Below are 24,254 nucleotides of genomic sequence, written 5' to 3'. Positions count from 1 at the left end.
GATAATGTTTTTAAGGGTTATTTCTGCTTTGCTTTTTCGATTTTTTCTAATCTTTCATTCAAAGACTTAAGAATATCTGTCTGACTTTTGATTAAAGCCTCTTGCTCTTTATTTTTTTTATTAAGATCAATAGAATACAAAGTAAGTTCTTCAATTTTTTGAAGTAGCTTAATCTGGAACTCTCCTACATTTACTCCTTCTTTCTCCATTTCTTTTGCAGAAGCTATTTCTGGTAAATGCTTGTTTTCTTTAACAAATTTTTCAACTTCTTCAAGTTTTGGCAAACCATATTCCTTTTCGAAAACGAAATCTGCCGTAGGAGTAAGTGTAACTTTTATTTCTTTTGCTTCTAATTTATTCGTTATTGCAACATTCCCTGTATTCTCATTGGATGTAATACTTTTACTAAAAGAAGGTAGTGTACTACAAACTATCCACCATTGAGTTCCTGTAGATTTATACAAGTCAAAATCACTTTGACTTGTCACAAAAGAACTATATGAAGTAAAATCACTACCATCAAAACCTTGATTAAAGAAATTCCCTTTAATAACAACCTGAGGATGCCACGAGGGATTGATTTGATTATTAGCATTATGTTCCAACGTATTTATCCCATCCCATGGAATTACAAAAACAGAAAAATCAACTCCTGGATTTTTACCTGCTATAATAGCATAGCCCGTAGCTCTTGCATTAACTTTTTGCTTTTCAGAAAGAGTTATATTTCCAGTAACTACCGAACTTTTCTTTACAAATCCTTGTGCATCAACTACTAAATTTTGATCTGTTGAAGATGTAGAAGTAGGAATATTATTTATTCTTATATCTCCACTTACATCCAGCTTAGCTTGAGGAGTGATATTTCCTATTCCTACGTTACCGTTTATTAAATTAAATTGAGGATTTGGATTTCCATTTGTAAACATTCTTATCCCATTATTTCCTGAAATCCATAAATCCGCACTACCAGTTGTATTCGGAGCTGCAATACCATATTGAGGCATAGAAAATGTATTTAAAGAAGTTGATAAATTTGGTACATTTGCGTTTGTTACAGTAAATCTCGCATCATCCTGAAATGTCAGAGAAGAAGCGGCAACTCCATAGATATCTCCATTTACAGTTAATTTTCTTGAAGGATTGTTAATTCCTATTCCTACATTCCCAATAGTATTTAATGTCATTACATCATTGCCATAGCCTGCCATTAATCTTAAGTCATGATTTGATTCCGTCCCTATCCTACCAACAGCTCCTCCCCACGTTTCGTGAGAAAATATCCCTGTTTTTACATTTAAGCTTCGTACTAATAATTTAGAATGTGCTGAAGCATAAATATCCAATACCTTATCCCAATTTTGTACATTATCTGGCGTAGTAGTTCCTATTCCTACGTTACCCGATCCTGCCTTAACCACAAAAGCACTACTAGCAGAGTGGGGCTCTAATACTACATCTCCATTTCCTCCCTGTATAATTGTTTTACTATGATACTGTCCTCCAGGATTACCAAAAAATAATGTATTCCCAGAACTTTCTAAATAGCTAATAATAGGGATATTGTATCCGTTAGAATTTAATTTAATATAGTAAGAACCATCATTACCATTATTGTACCTTTCGTTAGCAATAACAGAACCATTGACATCTAATTTTTGAGTTGGAGTATTAGTCCCTACTCCTACACTTCCATTAAGCGTTATTCTTACCTTTTCAGAATTGTTTGTTCTAAATATTAAAGGTTGAGCATCTATTGTACCTAAGAAATCTGTAGATGAATTTGTTCCGCTGTTTCCTGCGGTATTCCAGGTTTGTGCTGAAGAGAATACAGCGATCAGAGAACTTATCGTAAGTAATATTTTTTTCATTCCTGTATTTTTTCGCAAATATATATAAATTTTTTACTCCAAAAAATTTGCATCAATCAACATGAAATGACAATAAAATTAATTAGAATTACATATTTAAATACTTAAATTAAAGTTTAAATCATAACTCAAATTTATTTTATTTTTATTATTAGTAATTAATTATAATTAATTAGATTTTTTTAAAAATATTATTAATTAGATAAATACTAGTAATTATTTCATTTAAGAATTACATAAAATAAGGATGTTAGAATCAAATTAATACTAAATCTTAATTAACAAACTGCTTTTCTGAATAAGCAATATTATAATTTTATCACAATAAACTATTTTCCATATTTAAAGGTTGTTTAAAGTTTCCTGATTGGAATGCAGACAAAAGCCAGAAGGAGTAAATCTCTTCAGCTTTTTTAGTATATTTTATAAAATATTAATAAAGTGTTAAAAGATTCATCTTATTAAAAAATGATAGGTTTTTCTTCTTTTTGGTATTCTGTTTCTATACCTTTTAATAAAAATGAATTTTTCAGCACCACAGTATTGTCTTCGATTGCTTGTAAACAAGCATATGTAATTGCAGAAATAATTTGAGCGCCGGTTAAATCATAATTTGTGGCAATTTTATGTAAAATCTCAGAATCTTCTAAAGTAACATTCAGGGGAATCATTTTTTGCCAAAGCAATAATCTTTCTTCAGCATTGGGTTTATTATAACTTATTAAACAATTAAATCTGCGTAAAAAAGCATCATCTATATTATTTTTAAAGTTGGTTGTGAGTATCACCAATCCGTTAAAACTTTCTACTCTTTGCAGCAGATAGCTTACTTCCTGATTCGCATACCTGTCATTTGAAGATTTTGTCTGAGTACGTTTTCCAAACAAAGCATCTGCTTCATCGAAAATCAAAATCCAGTTTTTATTTTCTGCCTGAGTAAAAATTTTTTCAAGATTTTTTTCTGTTTCTCCGATATATTTCGAAACAATCTGTGATAAATCTACCCGATATACTTCCCTGCCAAATTCTTTACCCAATAAGGTAGCTGTTAATGTTTTTCCTGTTCCGGAAGGTCCGTAAAACAATGCTCTGTAGCCCGGAAGAAGATGTTTTCCCATTCCCCAGTTATCCCGTAAAGTACGGTGATGCTTTATCCAAAGTCTCATCTGATGAATCTGATTTTGAATAGTGGTACTTACCACCAAATCTTCCCATTGTAACTGAGTGGAAACTTCTTTTGCAGGAAAGTCTTGGCTAAATTTAGGTTTCAATTTTTCTCCGTATAACAATAAATGTATGATTTCAGGCTTTAAAATAAGCCTTCCGCTCATTGAAGGTTCACCTTCTTTTACAGCATCTAGGGTAATAATCTGGTCTTTAAAAAACCAATGAGTGCTATCAAAAAGCTGTTGAATTTTCAGACGATTTTCAATATTTTCTTTTGCTAAAATATATTGTGCGGTTTCTCCTGTTGGTAACATTCCTCTGTGATTTTCTAGTCTTACACCGCCTAATTCTGGAAATTCGCCTCCTTCAGGATGTACTTCTTTAATAAGATCATCAAAAAAATGCGGCAAAACATGAGGTACTAATGCCAATAATAAAATCACAGCTTCATCGTGAGTGGTTATTCTTCCTAATATTTCTGAAAAAGTATTTTTAAAATCATAATTTTCCTGTACTCCTTCATTTTGAGGAGCAAGGGAATTTAAAATGTAAGATTTTAGATTCTGGAAAGGCATTTTATGAAGATTATTTTTTATTAAATAGTACCAAACGAATTTTCAGGTAAAGAAACACCCATTACATGTACTCCGGGAATATCCATTTCATTTGTATGAATATAATTACCAATTATGTTATTTTCAGCATCAAATATTGCTTCTTCCAAATACCACGGAGAAACCATAGATAGTACATCATTACTTTTTCCCTGATAATCAACAGCTAAAATTTCGTTTGTAATAACGTTGTACTTGTATCTTCCGTACCAATTATTCATCACAACGGTATAACCTCTGATTCTTTCTTTCGCAGTCATACCAACGTATCCTCTGATACCGCCAACAGCGCCACCAAAAACTAAAGCTGCCAACTGTGACAATCCCAACCTTCTTCCGATAACCGTAGTCGCAACTCCTGCAAATGCCGAAAACAATCCTGTATTTAAAGCATTTCGTTGCCAATCTGAATCAATAGGAGTGATTGTGCTTCTATTTACATTTGCGTATTGAATCATACAACCAGAATCATACGAAGCAATTCTTATGAACGGATTGTACCAATTCTCAGCTACATCTCCGCAGGTTCTTTGTATCTTCCTTCCAATACTACCCGTTTGCTGTATTGTATGAGTCAATTCATGCGCCAACAAATGTTTTCCATTATCGGAATTCGGGCTGTATTTTCCTTCATTAAAATAAATATCACTCCCTACAGTAAATGCTTGTGCATTCAGTTCTCGGCTCATTTGTACGGCTTCACTTCCTGTGTGGATTTTTACACCGGAAAAATCTGTTCCGAAACGGTTTTCCATAAAGTTTTTTGTTTCATGATCCATTACGCTTCCTTCTCCTCTGCTAGAATTAATTTGGCTTTCTATGTGACTTGGTGCAACTCCTCCACTTTCTTTTGAGGAACGCTGAATTAACGGCGAAATACTTTCTGCTAAAGGTTTCATCCTAAGTTTTTCTTCTTGCTCACAATGTGCACATTTTCTCTGAAGCAAGGCTCCTGTATGAGTAACTTGCGGAGAAGGTTCGCTCATTTTCATTACTTTATCTGCTACTTTGTCGGCTTCTACTTCGTAGGAATCATTAGCAGAACCTACATTCAGTTTTTTTTGAATGGTGGGTTTGAAAAAATTGGCATTATTTTTTTTCGGTTGTATTTTTTGTTCTTTTTGAATAATGAATGTCTCCATATTTATGATTCTTAATTATGATAATATGCGAATCCTTCATAGCAATCAGCATTATCTATAGCATCAGAAACAGATAAAGTAGACGGAATAGTCCCTGATCCAAAAGAAAAATAGTATACATTATCATCTGTACCTCCATAATAATGTGAAAATTCATGAACAATTATAGCAGCAATACCTCTATTGTCTCTACCCCTTAAATTATTCATACATAAGTGTATATCCGACCATATTCCATAAACGTAAGCATTATCACCATCACAATCATTTTCGCATTCATAGGTATAATTATTTGCGGTAAAAGCTGCTTTTATTTTTCTAAACACTTTTAAAACTGATGAAATAGTACTTGAAGAATGGCTATTAAAATGATTATCCAAAAGAGAAATCGTAGAAGAACTTACTCTAGAAGCTGTAAGCGCAGAAATCGCATTATCCACCATCGTAATAGCTATATGATTTGCTGGCCAAATATGAGGTCGCAAATCTGTTGTTTCATTACAATCTTGGTGGCTGTATTTCTGAATTTTCCTCCCCACTCCGCCACTTTGCTGCACTGTATGAGTCAACTCATGCGCCAACAAATGTTTTCCCGAATCTGAAGTTGGGTTGTATTTTCCTTCATTAAAATAAATATCATTTCCTACAGCAAAAGCTTGGGCATTCAATTCTCGGCTCATTCGTACCGCTTCACTTCCTGTGTGGATTTTTACATCAGAAAAATCTGCCTCAAAACGGCTTTCCATAAAGTTTTTTGTTTCATGATCCATTACACTTCCGCCTCCCTTGCTCGAATTTATTTGATTTTCAACATGATCTGGAGCAACACCGCCATTTTCTGAAGAAGAACGCTGAATGAATGGAGAAATACCTTCCGCTAAAGGTTTCATCTGAAGTTGTTCTTCTTGCTCGCAATGTGCGCATTTTCTTTGTACCAGAGCTCCTGTATGAGTAACTTGTGGAGAAGGTTCTCTCATTTTCATTACTTTATCGGCTACTTTGTCGGCTTCTACTTCGTAGGAATCATTTGCTGAACCTATACTCAGTTTTTTTTGAATAGCAGGTTTGAAAAATGTTGAATTATTCTTTTTTGATGTTTGTTTTTGTTCTCTTTGAAGGTTTAATGCTTCCATGATCTTATTGTTTTTAGTTCCAATAGCAATACAAAAAATTCTCCATCCAAGGTGTCTGTATCATACCAATTGCCCAAGGTAAACTGGCTAATAAAACATCTACTCCCTTTTCTTCCACCCACAATTCTGAAGAATGAACTTCAGACAGGGATAATTTTCCCGCTCTTTGTAAAAAAGTTTCTCTGAGTGCTTCTACCGATGTATTTTTCATCACAGACCAATATTCTATAACGACTGATAAAAGATCATTACAAACCTCTTTTTCTTCTTCGCTGATTTTTTGTCTGGTATTGATTACATTTTCAACAGAAAAACCGCATATCAGTTTATTTAAAATTAATTCATTTTCAAAGAAAATTTCCTGACCGGTAATTAAATATTGGGTTAATAAAACAGCTTTGTGCTGACTCTTTTTATCTTTCCAAACTTCATCGTTGCATAAATTAAGTTTCTGGAAAAGGTTTACAAGGAAAGGATGCAGAATAACAAGACCCGCATTGTCTATGTAAAGAGATGAAATCTGTAATTCTGATGGATTTGTTATTGTATTTTCGCGAATATCTTGTTGATCTGTCTTCAGATTTTGATGACTGTCTTCATTAAAAGTATTCGCGGTATTTATTTCAGATTTTTTATTATTATTTACTGAACGTTTTTCTTTGTCAACTTCATTTGAACACTTTTTCCGATTCATTATTTCTTCCTGATCAGACTCGAATGGTTCTTCGTCTTTACGGTATAATTTTTCATTTCGAAGATCTTGATTTTCGGAGAAATTTTGATGATGATAAATCCATTTTTCCAACTCTTCAACGGTAGAAAATTTAATATCAGAATTTAAAAAATCGTTTAACAATTCAGAAATCTTTTGTTTTGAAGTCGAAAGTTTTAATACTTCAAAAACTACTTTTTCTTTAAAAGATTCATTAATGTTAAAATAAAATCTGATTAACGCATTTTGGCTTTCATCAAAAATACGAATAAGTCTTTCACAAAATAGCTCTGAAATTTCTACTGCTTCCACAATTTCATCTGCATTTTTCGAGTATGAATTTTCTGCAATTGCTCCTGTTTTTAAATATTCAAAAAATAAATTCTCCGCAAGTTTTGTGCGCGATTCAAATCCGAAATTCTTTAATTTTTCTTCGGTTTTATCTAATTCTAAAACAGGAAAATTATTTTTCAGATATTCTTCAATTTGAATTAATGTCTGGCTTATGAACTCTTTTTTCCAGTTTTTTTGAGAAATATCGGGTAACTCAATTGTTAGATTTTCAATTTCCCATTCGTAATTTTCAACTGAATACTGGTCTAAAACGGCTTCCAGTTTCGGGTAAAAATCTTTCTCCAGAACATCAGACAATGTATTTTGTATCTCTTTCCCAAAAACTTGAGAAGAGCATTGAATATCGACAGTATGTTGTAGGAGAAGATGCATTGCGATTATTTTCTATCAAAATTGAATGGAGGACAATGGAAATAAACTGAAGTAAAGACCTCATCAAACTGTTTTATCGCATCATTAGTTGCTGCCGTTTCTTTTTTCAAAGAAATCCTCAATATATTCTCTCTGAATCTAATACTCATTGTCCAGATTCTTTGTGTTTGCTTTTCAACATCCGTTACAGATACCACAAAAGACATCAATGCATTATCAAATTGCTGAAAAAAACTATTTAAAGTTTCGGAAATTTTAGGATCTATCCGGAATGTAAAACTTGTAACGTTGGCTTCTCTTATAACCAATCTGAATGTAAAATTTACGGATGTATTTTCGATTCCCCGAAACGAGTACCATAAATTAGCGGTATCTTTTTCAGACAAAAGAGGATTCTCTTCCCAGAATTCAAATAATGGCAAACGTACATTTGCATCTTTATTTTCTGTATAGTCTAACAAATTGGTAAGTACATCCCGTACTTCTGCTGCCGTATTATTTCCGCCATCATTTATTCCTGCTATTTTTGCTTCTACCTGTGTTCTTGTTGCCATGATTGTTGTTTTTAGTTGAGGTTATTATTTTTGGGTATTAAAATCTTTTTCGTTGAAATCAGGATTGTTAAAGTCTCCGATTCTTACGATGATTTGCTGTGTATTTGGGCAGATTTCGCCTAACTGCTTAATATTTACAGTAAATGATTTTACTTTTTCGTTGAATGGAAAAATATGTTTTAAAGATTTTTTATCGGTAGTTATTTTTTCAGATTTATCGCCAAAATCAATCTCATATTGATGTTTATCTTCCGGATCTGTATTTATCAACTCAAAAGCTGTCGCATCTATGGAATTCCTTACAGCGCTCCAGTTGGCAATTTCTTTTGTTTCAGAAATCTCAACTTCTAAGCTGTTACTCAATTCGCCTTCAAATTCATACTTTAAAGTATATTTTCCTGCTTTTTTAACGGATGTGTGATTTGGTTTTAAGAAATATTTGTCACTTTTCTGAACCACTGCATCTTTTGCTGTTCCCGAAAAAATTCCACCCGATTTTCCTTTTATCAAAACTTCATACTCTTTATCATCTGTATTGCAATATTTTAGCGTTTTCATTGAAACAGACAAAGGTTCAGATTTTTCTATTTTAATTTCAATTGTATTTCCTTCACCACAACACAAATAAGGAAGAAAAAAATCGGCGATTACCAGTTGCTGATTCGGAATATCGGTTGCTGTATTCACCTGAAACTGCATAGCGTAAGAGAGTTTTCCGAGTAAATAGGATTTCATCTCCTTTGTGTAGGTCGGCGACATATTAAAATCGGCAATTTTCAGGATGTTGGCTTTGATGTTCTCGGTTTCCTGTTTGCATTTATCCAACTCTTCGACGGGTGGAGTAATGATTTGTGTAGTATAATCTTTAAAATTAATGCTTGCTTCAATATCCTGTTTTACACTCACAGGAACCTGAGTAAAATTATTCTGGTAATTGGTGAGTAAAGTTAAAATCTGCGTGTAAGGCAAAAGTGGTTTTACGGTCTTAAAAATCGTAGAATCTACATACACCAGAATAAATGTTCCGCCTTTGGTAACTCCTGCTTTATGTTCAATTCCCGGATGTTTCTGGATGAAGGTGGAAAAGAACATATCTTTATAAATTTTTTCCCAGCGGATTTGAGATTCTTCATAAATAACCGCAAAAGGATCTTCCAGAAAAAGTTCATTAATGTCATCAAACCGGTCGATGAGATCTTCTGCCGTAGTTGATAATTGAGGTTTCGTAAACTGAATACACCATCTGTGAATAAGGAAAGTCTGGTTCAACTGTTTGAAAACCTGATTAAAATTTGTAAAGTTGGGCAGAAAATCCTTCAGATCATTCGGCAACAGATTTTTAATCTGGATCAAAATATTTTTAAGATTATCAATACTTTCTGCCGCCAGTAAATTTTGCTGAACAATTGTTGTTTTGTTGCTTATGATCCAATTAACTACAAATTCTGTGATGTTGTATAATCTTTTTCTCGCTAAATCATAATCGGTTTCCAGATCGTCCCATCTTCCTTCAAATTTTGATATATCCAGTATTTTTCCTACAAAATCAGTCGCATTTAAAGCGGTTATTTTAAACGGAAGATTGTAGCTGTTTTTCATAATATTCAGCTCTTCAACCACATCTGTATATTTTTTTCCTATATGTCCTTCAATTCTGAAGAAATTATACGGTTCAATATCATACATTAAAGGTTTTTTTACACTGTCTAAATTGGTATAACCCACAATTTCAGAATGATAAGAAAGGATCTCGCTATTTTTATTTTTTGCTGTTTTCTTTGGATTCCATTTTTTATTAAGCTCCACAATCTGATCATAATAAAAAGGAATTGATTTTTTAGAAAGCGGAATATCCCCGTAAAAAGAAGGTGTAATCTTTATTACATGATCTTCCGTAATCCAAAATTTTATAAGATGAACTAATCTTTCAAATAACTGAGACAGCTCTTTTCTTTTCTGCTTGTTTTTTAATGAACTGTTTTGAGTGGAGAAAAACGGAGTTCGGTAATTAATATCATTATCATCTGTATTTCCTAAAACAATATGGAAGGGAAACATGGCTTCATCTACACAGCACAGGGAAGGATTCCGTTCATTAAATTCTATAATTTCGTTGTAAGCAGAAGCAATATCCGACATCCAATCCCATAAATACTGTACATTAACACTGTTTTTATGAGCATTAATCACCGTTTCCAGAGCCGTTTTAGGATTGTTCAATACATTGAAATCAACCGTATCATCAATAATCAATTTGTAATTTTTATAAGCCAGACTTATTTTCTCTGAAACAATAGTTACTACGGAATCTGCCAAATTCTTTTTGAATTCATTTAAAACGTCCGAACCTGTTATTAATTGATTATGAGGAACATTATATCTTGGTAATGAAATTTTTTCAAAGTTCATCGCTTTCGGATATTCCGGGAACAAATAAGGATTTAACTGATTTTTTGAGATCAACAAGGGTCTTACTTTAAACTCAATTCTCTTGCCTTTATCGTCGCAATTGGTGGTTACACAGTTTTTTTCGTCAATCAGGGAAGTTTCGAGCAGCAGAATGACAAATTTATCTTTGAAAAAATTATTCGGGATTACAATACGGTCTGCTTCCAGCGTATTGGTTGGCAAAAGTTCTACGGAATTTTTTAACAGCTCATATTTTTTGGTATGAGGTAATGTAAGCTCCAGATATTCTCCATCAATAAATTTCGGAGCTAGAAAATCAGCAGACAATTCAACCGGATGATAATAACCGAAGTTTTTTTCTTCCCAGTTGATCTGGTATCCCAATGAAGTAATCGCAGTACCGCAGCTTATAGTAATCTGATTAGGTTGTGGATGCGAAATTTCCAGACCACAGATAATACCAACTCCGATGCCTCCGACACGGGTAAGTCGGTCTTGTTCTTCAAGGTAACTGATGGCGCGGTTCAGATGTTTCTGGCTTAAAACCTGATCGGCTTCAAAAACAGGATATTTGGATGGGTTTTGAGTTTTCATGATGGTAAAATTTTTAAAGAGTTCCTAATGAGGTGTTACCTAATACAATCGGATTGGTGGTCTCGCTGAGCTTACAATCGTATAAATTTCCTTCCGGATAAATCGTGTTGAGTTCTTTCAGTTTTTCAATCAATATTTTGTGATACTGATAAAATACCGTACAATCTTTTTTAGTTAAAGTCCTGCTGCAATATTTAAGTCTGAAGTATCTGTAGTTTTCCAGCCAGTTTTTATATGCTTTCTGAAAATTCAGCATATCTTCATATCCTACCCAGCAAATTTTCAGCAATACATGAGCGGGAGCTTCCTGACGGAAAATCTGCTCTGCATATCTTCTGAAAGTAATATTTTTAAATCTTGATAAATATAATTTTTTAAAAATGCTTCTTTATCGTGAATCAGATCCTGCGGCTGAAAAGTCATTTCTCCCAAACCTCCTGAATCCTGACTTACTTTGTACATCATAAAGACATAATCGTTAAAACTCTCGCTGAAACGAGCCATCAAATGATCTAAAGCACGGTTTCTTCTGTCGTTGAAGACGGATTGCGATTCTTCCAGAGAAACATCAAATTCAGATTCACCGTTTAATAATGCGTTCTTAAAATTATCCCTGTAAATTTCTTTTGTGTAAAAATCTTTTCCCGTTTTCGGGTTTTTATCCAGATAATTGGGAAAATAAGTGTTTTTTACAGGTTCAATATCCAGAATATCTTTAGCGTGATATAACTGACAGAAGAAATCTGCCAGTAACTGATCGTAAAAATGAAGATACGCTTTTAGTTGTTTTACCTGTGCTTTTCTCTTTTCGGGTGCTTTATCCGAAATTTCGTTGGCTCCTAATCCGTAATTCACCGGAAATTCTTCCTGAACGCTGTAATATTCATCCAGTTGATAAAATTGTCCTTCCGGCACAGGCAAATCACTCTGAACTGAATATAATTTATAATTTTTAACCTGAGCTTTAAGCTGCTGAACTTTCTGATCGACCAACATCTGGCTGTTTTCTGATAAAAGGAATGGAATTTTTTTCTGAAACAGCAATATTTTTGATTTCTCCGCAGAGAACACAGGTTTTTCTTCGCCTGATAAATGAAGACACCATTTTTGGTTCATACTTCCCGTAATCGGCTGTCCTAAAGAATTATAAGCCGCCATCAAAAGATTTTCAACAGAAATAACCCCTTTAATTTCCATCATGGCGGCAATAATATCTGAAGCATGAATACTCTTTGGAAGCTGTGCTTTCCGGAGTTCTGCGTCATTGAGAAAACCGTGTTTTAGTTTGGGACCTAAAAATATTTCAGTGGAATTTAAACCCTGTTCCATTAATTGGGAAAGAGTATAAAACCGAACCGGAGGATTGAGAATTTTTTCAATCGCCATCCGAATTTGTGCCATTGTCTCCACAGAATCTGCTTCAGGAGACAATTCTACATCAACGCAGAAGCTTATTTCTACACTCCGGATGGTTTCCACACACAGAAAATCTTCGGTAAGATTTCTGTTTTGATGCAGCTTTTGCTGAACGGTTCTGAAAATTCCGTCTACTTTTTCTTTTTTGTCTTTCAGTAAAGAAATGATCTCGCAGATTGGTTTTTCTGTACTGAAATAATCTTTTACCTTTTGAAGATCATTCTTATCAATAAGTTCTACAATCAGTTTCAGAGTATCATTGATCTGTGTGGTTCTTTCAACAAGAACAATTACCATATTGTTTTTGATCTCCGTTTTTTTATTTTTTATTTTGGAAGGTTTATCCATTTTGCCCAGAAGAAGAGCTTTAGGATCGTTCCATGAGGAAAATTCGGGTGTTATATTAACCTGTACCCAATTTGAAGAATGTAAAAATGCAAACTCAAGTCTGGTTGTATTGAGATCTCCGAGCACAACATCCTCATCCAGCTCAATAATGATTTTATTTAATCCTCTTACCAAAAGCGGTTGTAACGAAGTATTGTTTTTATCTTTTGAGGCAAAACTCAAGGTGTCTTCTAATATATTGATGTACAGTTTTTGTTCTGAAGGATGCGGCAGATTATAACCAAACTGGTCGGTTTCCTTTCTCACAGACAAATACCATGCATTGGCAATCCCTTCAATATCAATTAAAATCTTTCTGTAATCCAGTTCAGTCAATCCAGCATTGGTCATAATTTCTCTTGCAGTGAAAAACGAACCGTTCAGGATTTTTCCGTTTTTGTTGGTCAAAAGATCTTTAGTCTCAAAATCTGTTCTGTATCCCAATTCCGTTATCACATAAGAAAGTGCTTCCAAAATGGTAATTCCCGGATCGTGCGCATTATAATCTGTCCAGAAAGTGTTTCCCAGTTTCTCAATATATTTCAAACCTTCTTTTCGCAAAAAATCATAGTTCTGCGAAGGCTTCAATATTCTTTCTGACGGTATGTAATATTCGGGATTCATGGTTAACAGTTGTTTTTGAGTTCTTTAATTTCATGGGTATCGTTCGGAATAAACAAAGTGTAATCTGTCTGCGGAACAATTTCCTTTACATCTGCCATTGTTTTGATGATTGTATTTTCTTCGTCATCCAGAATGAGGTGATTGGCTTTAAAATCAATAATATAATCTACAAAAGACTGATTGTCGATCAACTGAATCAGTGAGGATAATTCTATTTTCTTTGCAAAGTCTATATCGATATCACTGTAAGCCCACGGACTGATGTAACGGTTAATTGTTTCTGCAAGCATTTTAGCATATAAACGGATATCTGCTCCGGGAATATCCTTATATTTCACTTTGCATCCAATCTGGATTTTTTCTAAAACAGGAGGTTTTATACACAAACGAACGTGCGGAGAACACCATCCCATGATTCTGTTTTTGATGCGTTGTAATGTACTTACACTTAGTAAAGGTTTCCACTCCCAAACATTGGATGCATTGAGCGATTTTGCAACCGGAATCAGCGTTACATATCCCGCAGAAACATTGGAAATATTTCCTGAATCATATCGGTAATGGTTTAGGCATTTCACTCTGTACACTTCCGGAAATTCCTGTAAAATGAGTCTTTCATAATCCCATGAAGTTATGGCTCTTTGTTTATGTCTTAATCTTTCGCTGCTCCGTTGGTACAATTGCGTATCTTCTTCCTGCTTTTTGCCTCCGAAAGAAGGATATGGCTGTTTTACTTTTTTAACAAAAGGATTGGGTTGATATAGTTTTGAAACCGTCTCTTCTGGAGTAACCTCCAGAAAACCGCTTCCGTTATTTTCAAAATCAAATAAAACAGCTTTTAAAGCCTGTTCGTGAATGCCTACAAAATGACAGATCCTGTCTAATTCATTCACTGAGATTTTTAACCAAAACAGGTTTTTAGGTAAAACGACAGTTTGCGAATTATCGAAATGAGGAACGGTAATGTTAATGATTCCGGATTGCAGTAGACCGAGTGTTTCGTCTCCAATATCGTATGAGTCTATTGGTTTCCACTGATTGTCTGACAAATATTCCCAGGAGATTTTGGCGGGTTCTTTTCTCGGGTTGGCTGTTCCTTCTGCCATTTGAAAAAGGACGCTTAATCCGTTTCCAGGTTGAGCATTTTCAAATCCGATATAAATTTCTCCTTTTTGTGGCAAATCCGGAATTAATGACAACGAAGAGTTCGGACGTAATTTTTCATATCCAAAAGGTAAAAGATGATAAAATTCTAATGGATTAAGAGCATCATCTGAAGCATTAAAATTATACTTTTGAGTGAGAGAATAATTCATTGCCAAAGACTGAATAACAGGAACTTTCGGTAAAACCGGAGATTCTTGTTTTGCTGCTTTTATATAATCCTGTAAAAATTTTTCACCTTCGTATTTTGGATCATTAAGCTGAATTCTTATGTATCCGGAAACCGTTTTATTATCCGGGATTTCGTCCTCCGAATATTCTTTTACAGGAGTATTGTTTGTATATACAGAATTAAAAGCTTTATTTCCTTCGTTAATAAATCTTCCTTTCTTCATTTCAAACAATAAAGAACTATCAACCAATCTTTTGTATGCAAAAAACGAACCTACAAATGTTTGAGCGATCAAATTATTCACTGTTGTCGAAAGGTTCGTGTTCAGACTTACACTCTGGGTTCCTGAAATTTTATTTTGTGCAAAATTATTTCCGGTTTGCGCTAAGCTGATGGTGTTGTTCAGAATTGGAGAGTTTAATGTTCCTGCAAAAGCATAAGATGAAGCAGCATCACTTTCAATTGAAAAGCTGGCAACAGCTCCTTTTTTCAGAAAAAACTCGTTGCATCCGATGATAAATCCATTTCCGTTTTTAGGAAAATCCCCGAAAGGTTTGAAGGGTTTATTGATGTCTGCAACTCCTGTGTCGGTTGCAACAATAAGATTCTTCAATCCTGTTACGGTAATTCCGATCTCAAGGGTTTTGCAGTCTATTTGTTCAGTATTGTTTTTAGGAATTATTTTAAGAATCGGATGAAGGGTTTCAATTGCTTCTCCTTCATGAATTTCTTTATTAAACGGAACAATCGCTTTTTCAGAAGCAGGAATGGTAAGTTTGATATATTTATCCTGCGTTAATTCTTTATTTTCCTGAGTAATTTTTATCCATTTTTTTTCTCCCGTGATCCAGAAATCGAATGAATTCGGATTTAAAATCTGAGAATCAAATTTCAGAGTAATAATTCTTGTTCCGCCCTTCATATAAAATAAAGGACTTGCGAGAAGTAGCCCTGTTTCTGTATTTTCTGAAGAGGATGAAAATGCGGAAAAAGGAGTATTTGTTGCATTTAAAGGAAATAAATCTGTTTTTTTCCAGCTATTCTGATTGATGTAATGACTTAGAAAAGATTTAATTTTAACAGAATTAATTGCCTGATCTGAAGTGGAAGCATAAAATTTATTTTTCCCCAACGAATTTTTTCCTGCTGAAAAAATAGTATTTTTCGACAATAGAAAAGCATCTGTATTGACGGCAGGTTCTATCAAAAGATGGACAAAATCCGGCTGTGCTTTCTGCGGAAGCAATTGTAAAATATCTTTGTAATAAAAATCCAGATGTCTTTTTGTAAAGTCATTCAGATGATTTTTTGCAATACCCAAAAGTTTTAAAAAAGCCAAAAACAGTGCGTAATGCGGAGTGTGGGAAGGACAGCTTTCTAATTGTTGTGTGAATGCTTTTTCGGTGCTGTTTTTCCAATACAAAAGTAATCCGAAAAGATACTGAATATTTTTATTAAACTGATAGTTTTGTAATAAAGTAATGATTGAATTTTCGTCTGAAATCTTTGAAATAACAGAACTTAATTGTATCTCAATTGTTGTTTTAGAGCTTAATAAAAATTCTTTTACTGAAATATGATTATCTAAAGTTTCAGCTTTGTCTGTAAGGCTGATAAAATCTTTCTGAATTTTTACAAAAATTTCCCCGACTTGTTTTTTCAGTTCTTCGTTATCATTGGTTAATGGAACTGATTTTCTGATATTTTCATATTTTTTCTCGTAATCTTCAATATTCCATTTGAAGATTTGTGCTAAAACTGCGGTAGATTCCCAGGCGAAAAACGGCGACCAGTCGCTTTGTGCAATAGTAGAGTCAGATTCATTAAAATAGTGAAGGTAATGAGACATTCTCTGAGCCAATACAACATAATCTATCTCTTCTCTTTCTTCCAGAAGAAAATAGGTGGGTTGTAAGGCTGATAAAAACCTTGCATTTTGGGTGGTTCCCGTTCCCTGATGGATTGATATTTTTGAAGAACAGTTTTCCATGATGTCAGATTTTAATATGGGTTCCTTCTTCCAGATAATACGGGAATACATAATTCAGTCTGGAGTTGGTTGCACGAATGGTGTATTCAATTTCAATCCTGATAATTCCCTGTGCATCATTTGTTTCCGAGCCAAAATAAATATCATTTACATCTATTCTGGGTTCATACGTTAAAATGGCATTTTCAATAATGCCTTTAATTTTTGTAAGAAGGGGTTACCGTAACATTTTCAAACAGAAGCGGAGTAAGATCACAGCCAAAGTCTGAACGCATGATTCTTTCTGTAAGCTGTGTACTGAGTAAAATCTGGAGACTTTCCTGTATATCTTTCTCGCCGGACACGGTTTCTGCTGTTCTGGTAACAGTATTGAAAGCCGGAGGAAATCCCCATCCTTTTCCTAAAAAGTCATCTGTTTTCATAGTTTTTAGTTTTTTAATCTCCTATAATCACGGTGGGACAACCTAAAACAATTGTTCCTCCATGTGCTGTAGAGTCTCCCATTCTTGCGGCGGGAAGTCCGCCAATAAGTACTGTTGCCGATCCTTTTACAATGGTATCGGGCGGTCCTGTACAAACACAACTGTCTCCTACTACCGAAGCCGGCATTCCGCCAATTAATACGGTAGAGTTTCCTCCCGGTAAAACAGAACCTCCTATATGTAGTACTGTTCCTGTAACCATAGGGCAAACGTGCATGTCGCCGGTTCTTGCTGCTGCAGGCATAATTTAATTGAGTTTTATGATTGATCCTTTTACATCCATTGTTGCAGACGCAGAAAGTGCTGCTTTTGCCGAATTCATTTTGAAATTCATCTTTGCTTTAAGAATAAGATCTTTACTGCTGTCTAATGTAATTCCGTCGGCATTCATCACTATTTTATTTCCATTTTCGTCTTCAAGTACAAAGCCTTTTTCATCATCGCTTATTAATAGTTTATTACCTTTTTTTGTACTGAGCTCAATAGATTTTTTTTCGTCGTCCAATTGTATTTTTGTACCTTCTTTTGTTACAAAAGCTTTGGTATAATTTTCTTTTTTTATCGGAAAAGGCATTGCATTCTTTGAGCTGTAAAGGCTTCCCAAAATAATGGGCGTATCGGGATTATTTCCCAGACATCCCACAATTACCTCATCATTCACATTGGGGATAAAAAAACTTCCCATTCCGTTTCCTGAAAATACATTAGATAATCTCGCCCAGATTCCTTCTCCGCTTTCAGAAAGTGTGGGTATTCTTACTTTTATTCTGAACTGATTATCGGGATCTTCCTCAATCTGTGTAACTACGCCAATCTGTAATCCGTTCACCGAATTGGTTTGTCCGGTTTGCGCCTGTTGAGCAGGCGCAGATGGAGAATTTCTTTCTGTAAAAGACTGTTCAGATTCTACACCCAGAGTATATTCGGTTTTCCAGCATGCATTTTCAAAGGTGTGGTATTCTTTAGTTATTAATAATTTCTTTTTATCAATTTCTTTATTAATCTTATTGCAGATCAAAAAATCTCCTGCTTTGGCTTCAAGATTTCCGAAGGTTGAAAGTTCTCCCTGTATGACAGCGTGATTGCTTTTTTTAAGAAATGTATTTGCCATTCTTGTCATTGTAGAAGTCAGAAAACGGCTTTCATTAAGGAACAATGTTTTGATATTTTTTTCTGCTTCCTGCTCTGCTTCTGTTTTTTCTATTGACTGGGAAGAAGGATCCCAATATTCGATTGAAGCTTTACTGATTTTTTTTGATTCGTCTTCTCTGCCTGAAAACGTAAATACATTAATTCCGTTTTCTGCTGTATATTTTTCTTCCGGAACGGTTTCTAAAATATCTAAAGTCCTAAATTCTCCATTTCTTACCTTAACCATCATTCCGACTGAATCTAAAAATCCGACCAGATAATCCCAAGGAATTGTATGAAGATTGCGGGTGATATATTCTTCTTCCCAGCTTTGCCCCTTAGATTCAATTTTATTTGTAACATTAGCCTGCGATAAAAATCGGTCTAATTTTGTTTTGAATGTTTCGGTACTGTTATCGGATTCATTAGATGGTTTCGTTAATTGATAAGCCTGATCTTTACATTCTATTTTTACCGTAACAGCACTTTCGCTGATGCTTTTTTCAATAGATTTTACAAATCCTTTAAACAGAGTCTGAGGTTTTTTATTTACCGTTATTTTTACTTCTATATTCTGTCCTTTTTTAAGCAAATCTGTCGGTAAATCTGTTTTCGCATCTGCATCTGGATTTGAAGCAATAAAAGTAAATTTGGCAAACGGTATTTTATTCAGTTGAAAAACTACCTGTGCCTGTTTAAGCAAAGTATCCAGACCATTATTCTTTCCTTCTGTTAAAAATTCCAGTTTCAGAAGATCATCCGTTGGTATGTAAGGTTGAACAGGCATATCATTTTATTTAATGGGCGGAAACGAAATATTTTGTCCGGTTTCTATTTTTCTGAAACTTAATAATTGGTTGGTTTGGGCAACATCTATATAATACGAAGCATTTTCGTAGATGTTTTCTGCCATCAGTGGCAGCTTGTCATTCATTGTAACGGTTCTGAAGTGGGTAAGATCCGGCGAGGTTTTATTCTGCTGTGCAACCATAATCTGATGGGTTGTGGTTGCTTTAAAAACACATTTAACTTTAGCTCTTATGGGTCTTCCGTCTTTTCTGAAAAGAGTGTATTCGATGTCCATACTTTTAAGACGGCACTGCAATTTGAATCCTCCCCAAAGAATCTGGAGATAGGCTGTTTGATGAGTATCTCCGTTGTAGCCAATAGTAAGATTCTTAAATGCTTCAACGTCTTCTTCCACAGATTTTACTTCTGTAAAAGGATTAACGATGGCAGGAGAAAGCGCACCAAGGACATCTCCTGCTTTATCCAGCAAAGACATTTCTCCTTTTCCGTCTTTTATTTTTCCCGGCGGGACAACGCCAGAGCTGTCAAAAACAAAATCAAACGTTACTTCTTCCCCATCTATTTTATTGAATCCCAAGTTGCCAGAAGATGCTCCTATAGGCTGGTCTTCAGAAAATACGACATTGTTCCGGCGGATATATTTCTCTGGATTTAGCTGTACGAAAATGGTTTTTTTAGGAGTTTTTTTATAGTCGCTCGTTTCATATACTTCTATCCTCATTTTGTCTATAATCCCTAATGCTGCCTGTATCATCTTTCTTTTCTTTCTTTAAGTTTTTCCAATACTTCACGAGTACACTCTTTAATGAGCTGCGATTTTAGTTCCTGTATTTTTAAAGGATCATTTTGCTGAGAACGGGCAGAATGTACCAGCTCTTCTTCAATCTTCACTTTAATGTGTAATTCTTTAATCTGAATAGCCATCTTTTAATCATTATTAAAAATTAGGAACCGGAAGTTCTTTGAAAAAGTTATACTTCAATGTAATGGTCTCAATGACAATTTTATTCTGTTCGGCATCAAAATCACTGAATTCATAACTTAATGGAATGGCGTGTGATACATACCATACTTTCAGAGGATTTCCTTTTTCGTTTAACAAGGAAATAATGAGATTGGCAGGAGAGAAAACAAAATCTTCCAACGCCTGACTGCACCACATAGATAAACCAGACATATCCGAGGTAAGCCCTCTTTTCAGAACCAAATCCTGGTATCCGGAACGCAGTGGCAAATGATGCTTGAATTTATTTTGTCCGCCTTCGGTATAAGGTTCGGTTTCCATGGTAACTTTCAGTCCGTTAACACTTTGAAATTTTGTATCTACATTAAATTGCGGCAACAACTCAAAGATTACAGAAAAGTAAAAACCGGGAATGGGATTGCTTTCAGGCATGATGTTTAGATTTATACGTGTTCCATTGTAAATCCGTGGTTGGCTATTTCTACTGTATCTATGGCTGCTTCGTTGGCATCAGATTTCATATCGGTGCATTTTAAAGAAACTATAAAACAGTCTTTTACTTTCCAGACCACTTTGGGTTCGTGGTTTTCGTCCAGTAAAGAGATCGTGATATTGCGTCGTTCTACGGTATTTAATGCAACTGTATTATACCAATCGTAAAATTCATTATCTCCGGCAAACACTCCTCTTTTGAGTGTAATATTGCTTAATTTCTGTAATCCGGGCATTTTCTTTTTAAAAAACTCAGGGCTTGAACCTACCCGATGTTCAATAACATCCATTTCTTTGTTTAATCCGGACACTTCTGTAAAAGCTATTTTGCTGCCGCCCCATTCTACACTGAAGTGAAACTTAGGTAGCGGAAAATCTGTATTTGGCATGATGTATAGTTTTAGAGTTAATAATTAAGATTTTTGCTGCATTTGTTTGAATTCCAAAATGATAAATTCTGCTGGCCTTGAAGGAGCATATCCTACTTTTACAATCATTTTCCCATCCAGAATATCCTGTGCAGACATGGTTTGGTTGAGTCCGACTGCCACAAAAAATGCGTGTTCCGGTTTCGCTCCAGCCAAAGCACCATCGTTCCAAAGGGTTGTTAAGTAGTTTTGGATCATTCCTTTTACATTAATCCATGTTTGTGCTACGTTGGGTTCAAATACAAACTGCATACAGGCTTTTTTTACAGATTCTTCAATCATGTTGGCTAATCGTCTTACATTTACATATCGCCAGTCGTTGCTGTTTCCTGCTAAAGTTCTCGCACCCCAGACAAGATTTCCTCTTCCTGTAAATTTTCGGATGGCATTGATAGATTTTCCGGTTTCATGAATGTTCATGTTTTCCTGATCTTTATCGTTGATGTCGTCTGCTAATCCTATTATTCCGTTTACACTTACGTTTGCAGGTGCTTTCCAAACGCCTCTTGTAGCATCTGTCTGCGCATAAATCCCTGCTACCGCTCCTGAAGGAGGAACTGTATTCATCGATTGGGAAAGCTTTGAAACAATAACTGAGAAAAGCGGAATGTTAGAAATCAGATTACTTTCTTCCTCCATTACATAATTTTCCAATGCACTGACTGCGGAATTAACAGCAGCAATCATCTGGGAATTAAGTTTATCCAAAGCTGCCTGAATTTTTGCTTTATCCGCTAAACCAGCAGTGACTAACGCTCCCATGTAAGGATTTACGGCTGAGGCAGCAAATGCTCCATTTCTCCAGATGGTATCGTCAAAATGAGCATCCGGATTAGCTTCAAGCGGGGTTAAGTTAATAGGTGGATCTACATCTGGATCAGCGCCTGCGATTTGCAGATTATCATAGATATCTTTAAAATCAACCAATTTCTGAGCATATTGTTTCAGAGAAACCTGAATTAAGCTCTGTACATAAGTTTTAAACGGATTGGCTAAAGTTGTAGTCTCCCCAAGAATTTTCAGATAATCCCATAACTGGTTCACGTAAACTTTGGAATTGCTAAAGTCGTTTAAAATCATTACTTTATCATTATTCTGTTCACTCCATTTTACGCTGAATCCTTTTGGTGCTGTATTTTGATAGACTTTTTTATAAGTGATCTCAAAGTTATCCAGTAAAGGTTTTATTTTCAGATCTGTTGCGTAGATCGCAGCAAAATTTACTTTTCCCGGGACGATACCGTTAATATCATTGAATCTGAACTGATAAGGAAAATTTGCCTGTAAATAAGGATAGTAAGCGGCTCCATATTTCAGATTCTGATTTCCTATTTCATCTCTGAAGTCTTCACAGTCGTTAATTAAATTTCCAGGAGAACTTTGCTTTACATCCATAATAGTAAATCTGTCCATCAGTTTCTGACACTGCATTAATGAGTATGATTGTACAGCTCCCAAATTAGCGGCTGATAAGTTAACAGCATCCGGAAATACAATTAATGTAGGTTCGTCATATTTTTCAAGTTTATCAATTCCATATGTAAACTTTCCTTTGGTAGCTGCATCAAAAGCAGGATCATCACTATAAAGTCCTATTGAAACGATATAACATTCTCCACCACCATTGGCATAAAATAACCGCATACTGTTGTAGAGCTTGAATTTGCTTTCTGTAACAGAAGAAGTATCTAATGGAAGCAGATTACTGTCTAAATCTACCGAAATATTTGCAGGAGAAGGAGCTCCGCCAAAAAACTGCTCGTATTCCATTAAGGAGGAAATCCGAGTAGGAACATTCAGAGAGGCTGCTTTCTGTGTATATCCTACAAAGGCAGGAATTGCAGTTGCAACCTGGGCGATAGATGGAGGAAATGCATCAATCTCATTGATGTACACTCCGGGTGTTTTGATTGAGCTAATATTCATGATACAGTATTTATTGGTTTATATTTATTTTTTTTCTACAGGAATTATTTTCCAATCTTTTTTGGGTAACTTTTCGTCTTCTATTTCATACTCTCCGCTTTCTAATAATCCTGCCAAATCTTCTTTGTTATTTTCCCACAATTGTATTTTAGAGGTTTTAATGACTTCCTCACTTTCAAGATTATCTTCTTTTTGGATAGGAATCATTCTTACTTGATACAATACTGAAGGCATATATTTGGAACCCAAATAAGACCACATTTGGTTCAATTGATCGATTTTTAGGCTTACTATTTCAAAAATGAACTTTTCATAAACGCCTTTTGGCTCGTCTTTCAATAAATTATAATTGGGAGGTTGCCAATAAAAAACCCGGTTGTTTTGAAGGTATCTAATTACCACCTCTAGTTTTTCGATTCCTGTAGCGTAATCAGATTGTTTTATATTATAAGATGTGAACAGAAGTGATAAAATTAAATTCTGAGTAGGATTTTTGTATTTTGCTATGGTATTGCTTGATGGAATATAATTTTTATATAAGCTCTGATTTTTAAGTATTTTATCTTCTTCTATATTTACAATGGATAAAATAATAGAAGATTTTGAAGAAAGAAATTCATCTCCATCATTAAGCGTAGCAATATTTGCCAGTTCAACGATTGGTGTTCCTGCCATTTCTGCATTTACTGCTGCAACAAGTTTTGAAAGGAACTCTGTGATTTTCATGACTTTAATTTATATCAACAAATTTATGCATCACATAATCATTATCTTACAGGAAAAACCCTGATTCCGGGATGGGGAAATCACTATTTTTTATTAAAACTTAAATAGGAAAGATTAGTAGGCTTAAACTATCAGATTTGATGTTACAAGCTTGTAAGTGTTGAATAAATGGCTGAACTGATTTAATGAGTTCCAGATGTTTTTCTGGTATCAGAATCCACACTGGCTGTTTATAAAATATTCAACAATTCTTTGCTTACGTTGAGAGAATAATCTTTAGTATATCAATACTGAATTATTTAAATAATAATCTCATTGTTTTTGCAAAAATTTGTAGGACAAAAAATAGAAGTAACTTAAGGAAATTATAACAGATTTTTTTCTTTAGGTTATCCAATTCTTGTGTTTAGCCTGTAGCTTTTCATGTCTACCATAAATTTTTTACAGTAAGAATTAAAGAAAATCTGAACTTAGATTTGATGTAAAATAAAAAAGTACACTTTTGAAAAGTGTACTTTTATTGGGTGAATGATGGGTCTCGAACCCACGACCTTCGGAACCACAATCCGACGCTCTAACCAACTGAGCTACAATCACCGTTTTGTGAGTGCAAATATAGG

At 34.5% G+C, this 24,254-nt stretch carries 20 protein-coding genes and 1 tRNA gene; all 21 read right to left on the bottom strand.

Annotated elements, in window-relative coordinates; translation table 11 throughout:
* Positions 1-17 precede the first annotated feature (17 nt).
* The 21 genes from H6W52_RS21455 to H6W52_RS12635 all read right to left on the bottom strand — a co-directional run bounded on the left by H6W52_RS21455 (position 18) and on the right by H6W52_RS12635 (position 24,232).
* On the bottom strand, positions 18-1,871 hold the full coding sequence (locus tag H6W52_RS21455; protein ID WP_228457574.1) for a hypothetical protein: 1,854 nt from the start codon (positions 1,869-1,871) through the stop codon (positions 18-20).
* Between the two features lie 461 nt (positions 1,872-2,332).
* Positions 2,333-3,613 carry an ATP-binding protein gene (locus H6W52_RS12725; protein WP_116098682.1) on the bottom strand — a complete coding sequence of 427 codons (1,281 nt, stop codon included), beginning with the start codon at positions 3,611-3,613 and terminating at the stop codon, positions 2,333-2,335.
* Between the two features lie 20 nt (positions 3,614-3,633).
* On the bottom strand, positions 3,634-4,794 hold the full coding sequence (locus H6W52_RS12720; protein WP_116098681.1) for a DUF4157 domain-containing protein: 1,161 nt from the start codon (positions 4,792-4,794) through the stop codon (positions 3,634-3,636).
* Between the two features lie 11 nt (positions 4,795-4,805).
* On the bottom strand, positions 4,806-5,927 hold the full coding sequence (locus H6W52_RS12715) for a DUF4157 domain-containing protein (RefSeq protein WP_116098680.1): 1,122 nt from the start codon (positions 5,925-5,927) through the stop codon (positions 4,806-4,808).
* A gap of 13 nt (positions 5,928-5,940) precedes the next feature.
* On the bottom strand, positions 5,941-7,365 hold the full coding sequence (locus tag H6W52_RS12710) for a contractile injection system tape measure protein (RefSeq protein WP_123891978.1): 1,425 nt from the start codon (positions 7,363-7,365) through the stop codon (positions 5,941-5,943).
* A 5-nt stretch (positions 7,366-7,370) separates the two neighbouring features.
* A complete protein-coding gene (locus H6W52_RS12705; RefSeq protein WP_087707541.1) occupies positions 7,371-7,919 on the bottom strand; it encodes a hypothetical protein in 549 nt (182 codons plus the stop codon).
* A gap of 24 nt (positions 7,920-7,943) precedes the next feature.
* Positions 7,944-10,922, bottom strand: coding sequence for a hypothetical protein (locus H6W52_RS12700; RefSeq protein ID WP_116098678.1), 2,979 nt, complete (start codon positions 10,920-10,922; stop codon positions 7,944-7,946).
* A gap of 13 nt (positions 10,923-10,935) precedes the next feature.
* Entirely contained in the window at positions 10,936-11,211 is a 276-nt protein-coding gene (locus H6W52_RS12695; RefSeq protein WP_116098677.1) for a hypothetical protein, read from the bottom strand.
* Entirely contained in the window at positions 11,205-13,349 is a 2,145-nt protein-coding gene (locus H6W52_RS12690; RefSeq protein ID WP_116098676.1) for a hypothetical protein, read from the bottom strand. The genes H6W52_RS12695 and H6W52_RS12690 overlap by 7 nt, the downstream gene beginning before the upstream one ends.
* A 2-nt stretch (positions 13,350-13,351) precedes the next feature.
* On the bottom strand, positions 13,352-16,675 hold the full coding sequence (locus H6W52_RS12685; RefSeq protein ID WP_123891977.1) for a hypothetical protein: 3,324 nt from the start codon (positions 16,673-16,675) through the stop codon (positions 13,352-13,354).
* A gap of 4 nt (positions 16,676-16,679) precedes the next feature.
* Entirely contained in the window at positions 16,680-16,832 is a 153-nt protein-coding gene (locus tag H6W52_RS21340) for a hypothetical protein (RefSeq protein ID WP_262511418.1), read from the bottom strand.
* A gap of 40 nt (positions 16,833-16,872) precedes the next feature.
* Positions 16,873-17,097: a GPW/gp25 family protein gene (locus tag H6W52_RS21335; RefSeq protein ID WP_262511417.1), complete on the bottom strand. Its 225-nt coding sequence runs from the start codon at positions 17,095-17,097 to the stop codon at positions 16,873-16,875.
* 13 nt (positions 17,098-17,110) lie between these two features.
* The gene (locus H6W52_RS12675) at positions 17,111-17,401 is read right to left on the bottom strand and encodes a PAAR domain-containing protein (RefSeq protein ID WP_185144419.1); all 291 of its coding nucleotides are present in this window, start codon (positions 17,399-17,401) and stop codon (positions 17,111-17,113) included.
* A 3-nt stretch (positions 17,402-17,404) separates the two neighbouring features.
* Positions 17,405-19,075, bottom strand: coding sequence for a phage baseplate assembly protein V (locus tag H6W52_RS12670; RefSeq protein WP_116098673.1), 1,671 nt, complete (start codon positions 19,073-19,075; stop codon positions 17,405-17,407).
* A 6-nt stretch (positions 19,076-19,081) separates the two neighbouring features.
* Positions 19,082-19,852, bottom strand: coding sequence for a hypothetical protein (locus H6W52_RS12665; protein ID WP_116098672.1), 771 nt, complete (start codon positions 19,850-19,852; stop codon positions 19,082-19,084).
* On the bottom strand, positions 19,849-20,022 hold the full coding sequence (locus H6W52_RS12660) for a DUF5908 family protein (RefSeq protein ID WP_157967252.1): 174 nt from the start codon (positions 20,020-20,022) through the stop codon (positions 19,849-19,851). Before H6W52_RS12660 ends, H6W52_RS12665 begins: the two co-directional genes overlap by 4 nt.
* A 13-nt stretch (positions 20,023-20,035) precedes the next feature.
* Positions 20,036-20,494 carry a phage tail protein gene (locus tag H6W52_RS12655; protein WP_116098671.1) on the bottom strand — a complete coding sequence of 153 codons (459 nt, stop codon included), beginning with the start codon at positions 20,492-20,494 and terminating at the stop codon, positions 20,036-20,038.
* 11 nt (positions 20,495-20,505) lie between these two features.
* Entirely contained in the window at positions 20,506-20,943 is a 438-nt protein-coding gene (locus H6W52_RS12650) for a phage tail protein (protein WP_087707516.1), read from the bottom strand.
* Between the two features lie 24 nt (positions 20,944-20,967).
* A complete protein-coding gene (locus tag H6W52_RS12645) occupies positions 20,968-22,908 on the bottom strand; it encodes a phage tail sheath C-terminal domain-containing protein (protein WP_116098670.1) in 1,941 nt (646 codons plus the stop codon).
* Positions 22,909-22,932: 24 nt separating this feature from the next.
* Positions 22,933-23,634 (bottom strand): DUF4255 domain-containing protein, encoded by a 702-nt coding sequence (locus H6W52_RS12640; RefSeq protein ID WP_116098669.1) that lies wholly within the window; start codon positions 23,632-23,634, stop codon positions 22,933-22,935.
* 522 nt (positions 23,635-24,156) lie between these two features.
* A tRNA-His gene (locus H6W52_RS12635) sits at positions 24,157-24,232 on the bottom strand.
* Between the last annotated feature and the right edge of the window lie 22 nt (positions 24,233-24,254).

The organism is Chryseobacterium sp. C2(2020) (assembly GCF_014218915.1).
Taxonomy (GTDB): Bacteria; Bacteroidota; Bacteroidia; order Flavobacteriales; family Weeksellaceae; genus Chryseobacterium; species Chryseobacterium mucoviscidosis.
Note: the sequence above shows the minus strand (reverse complement) of the source record. Positions and strands in the feature narration are given on the sequence as shown.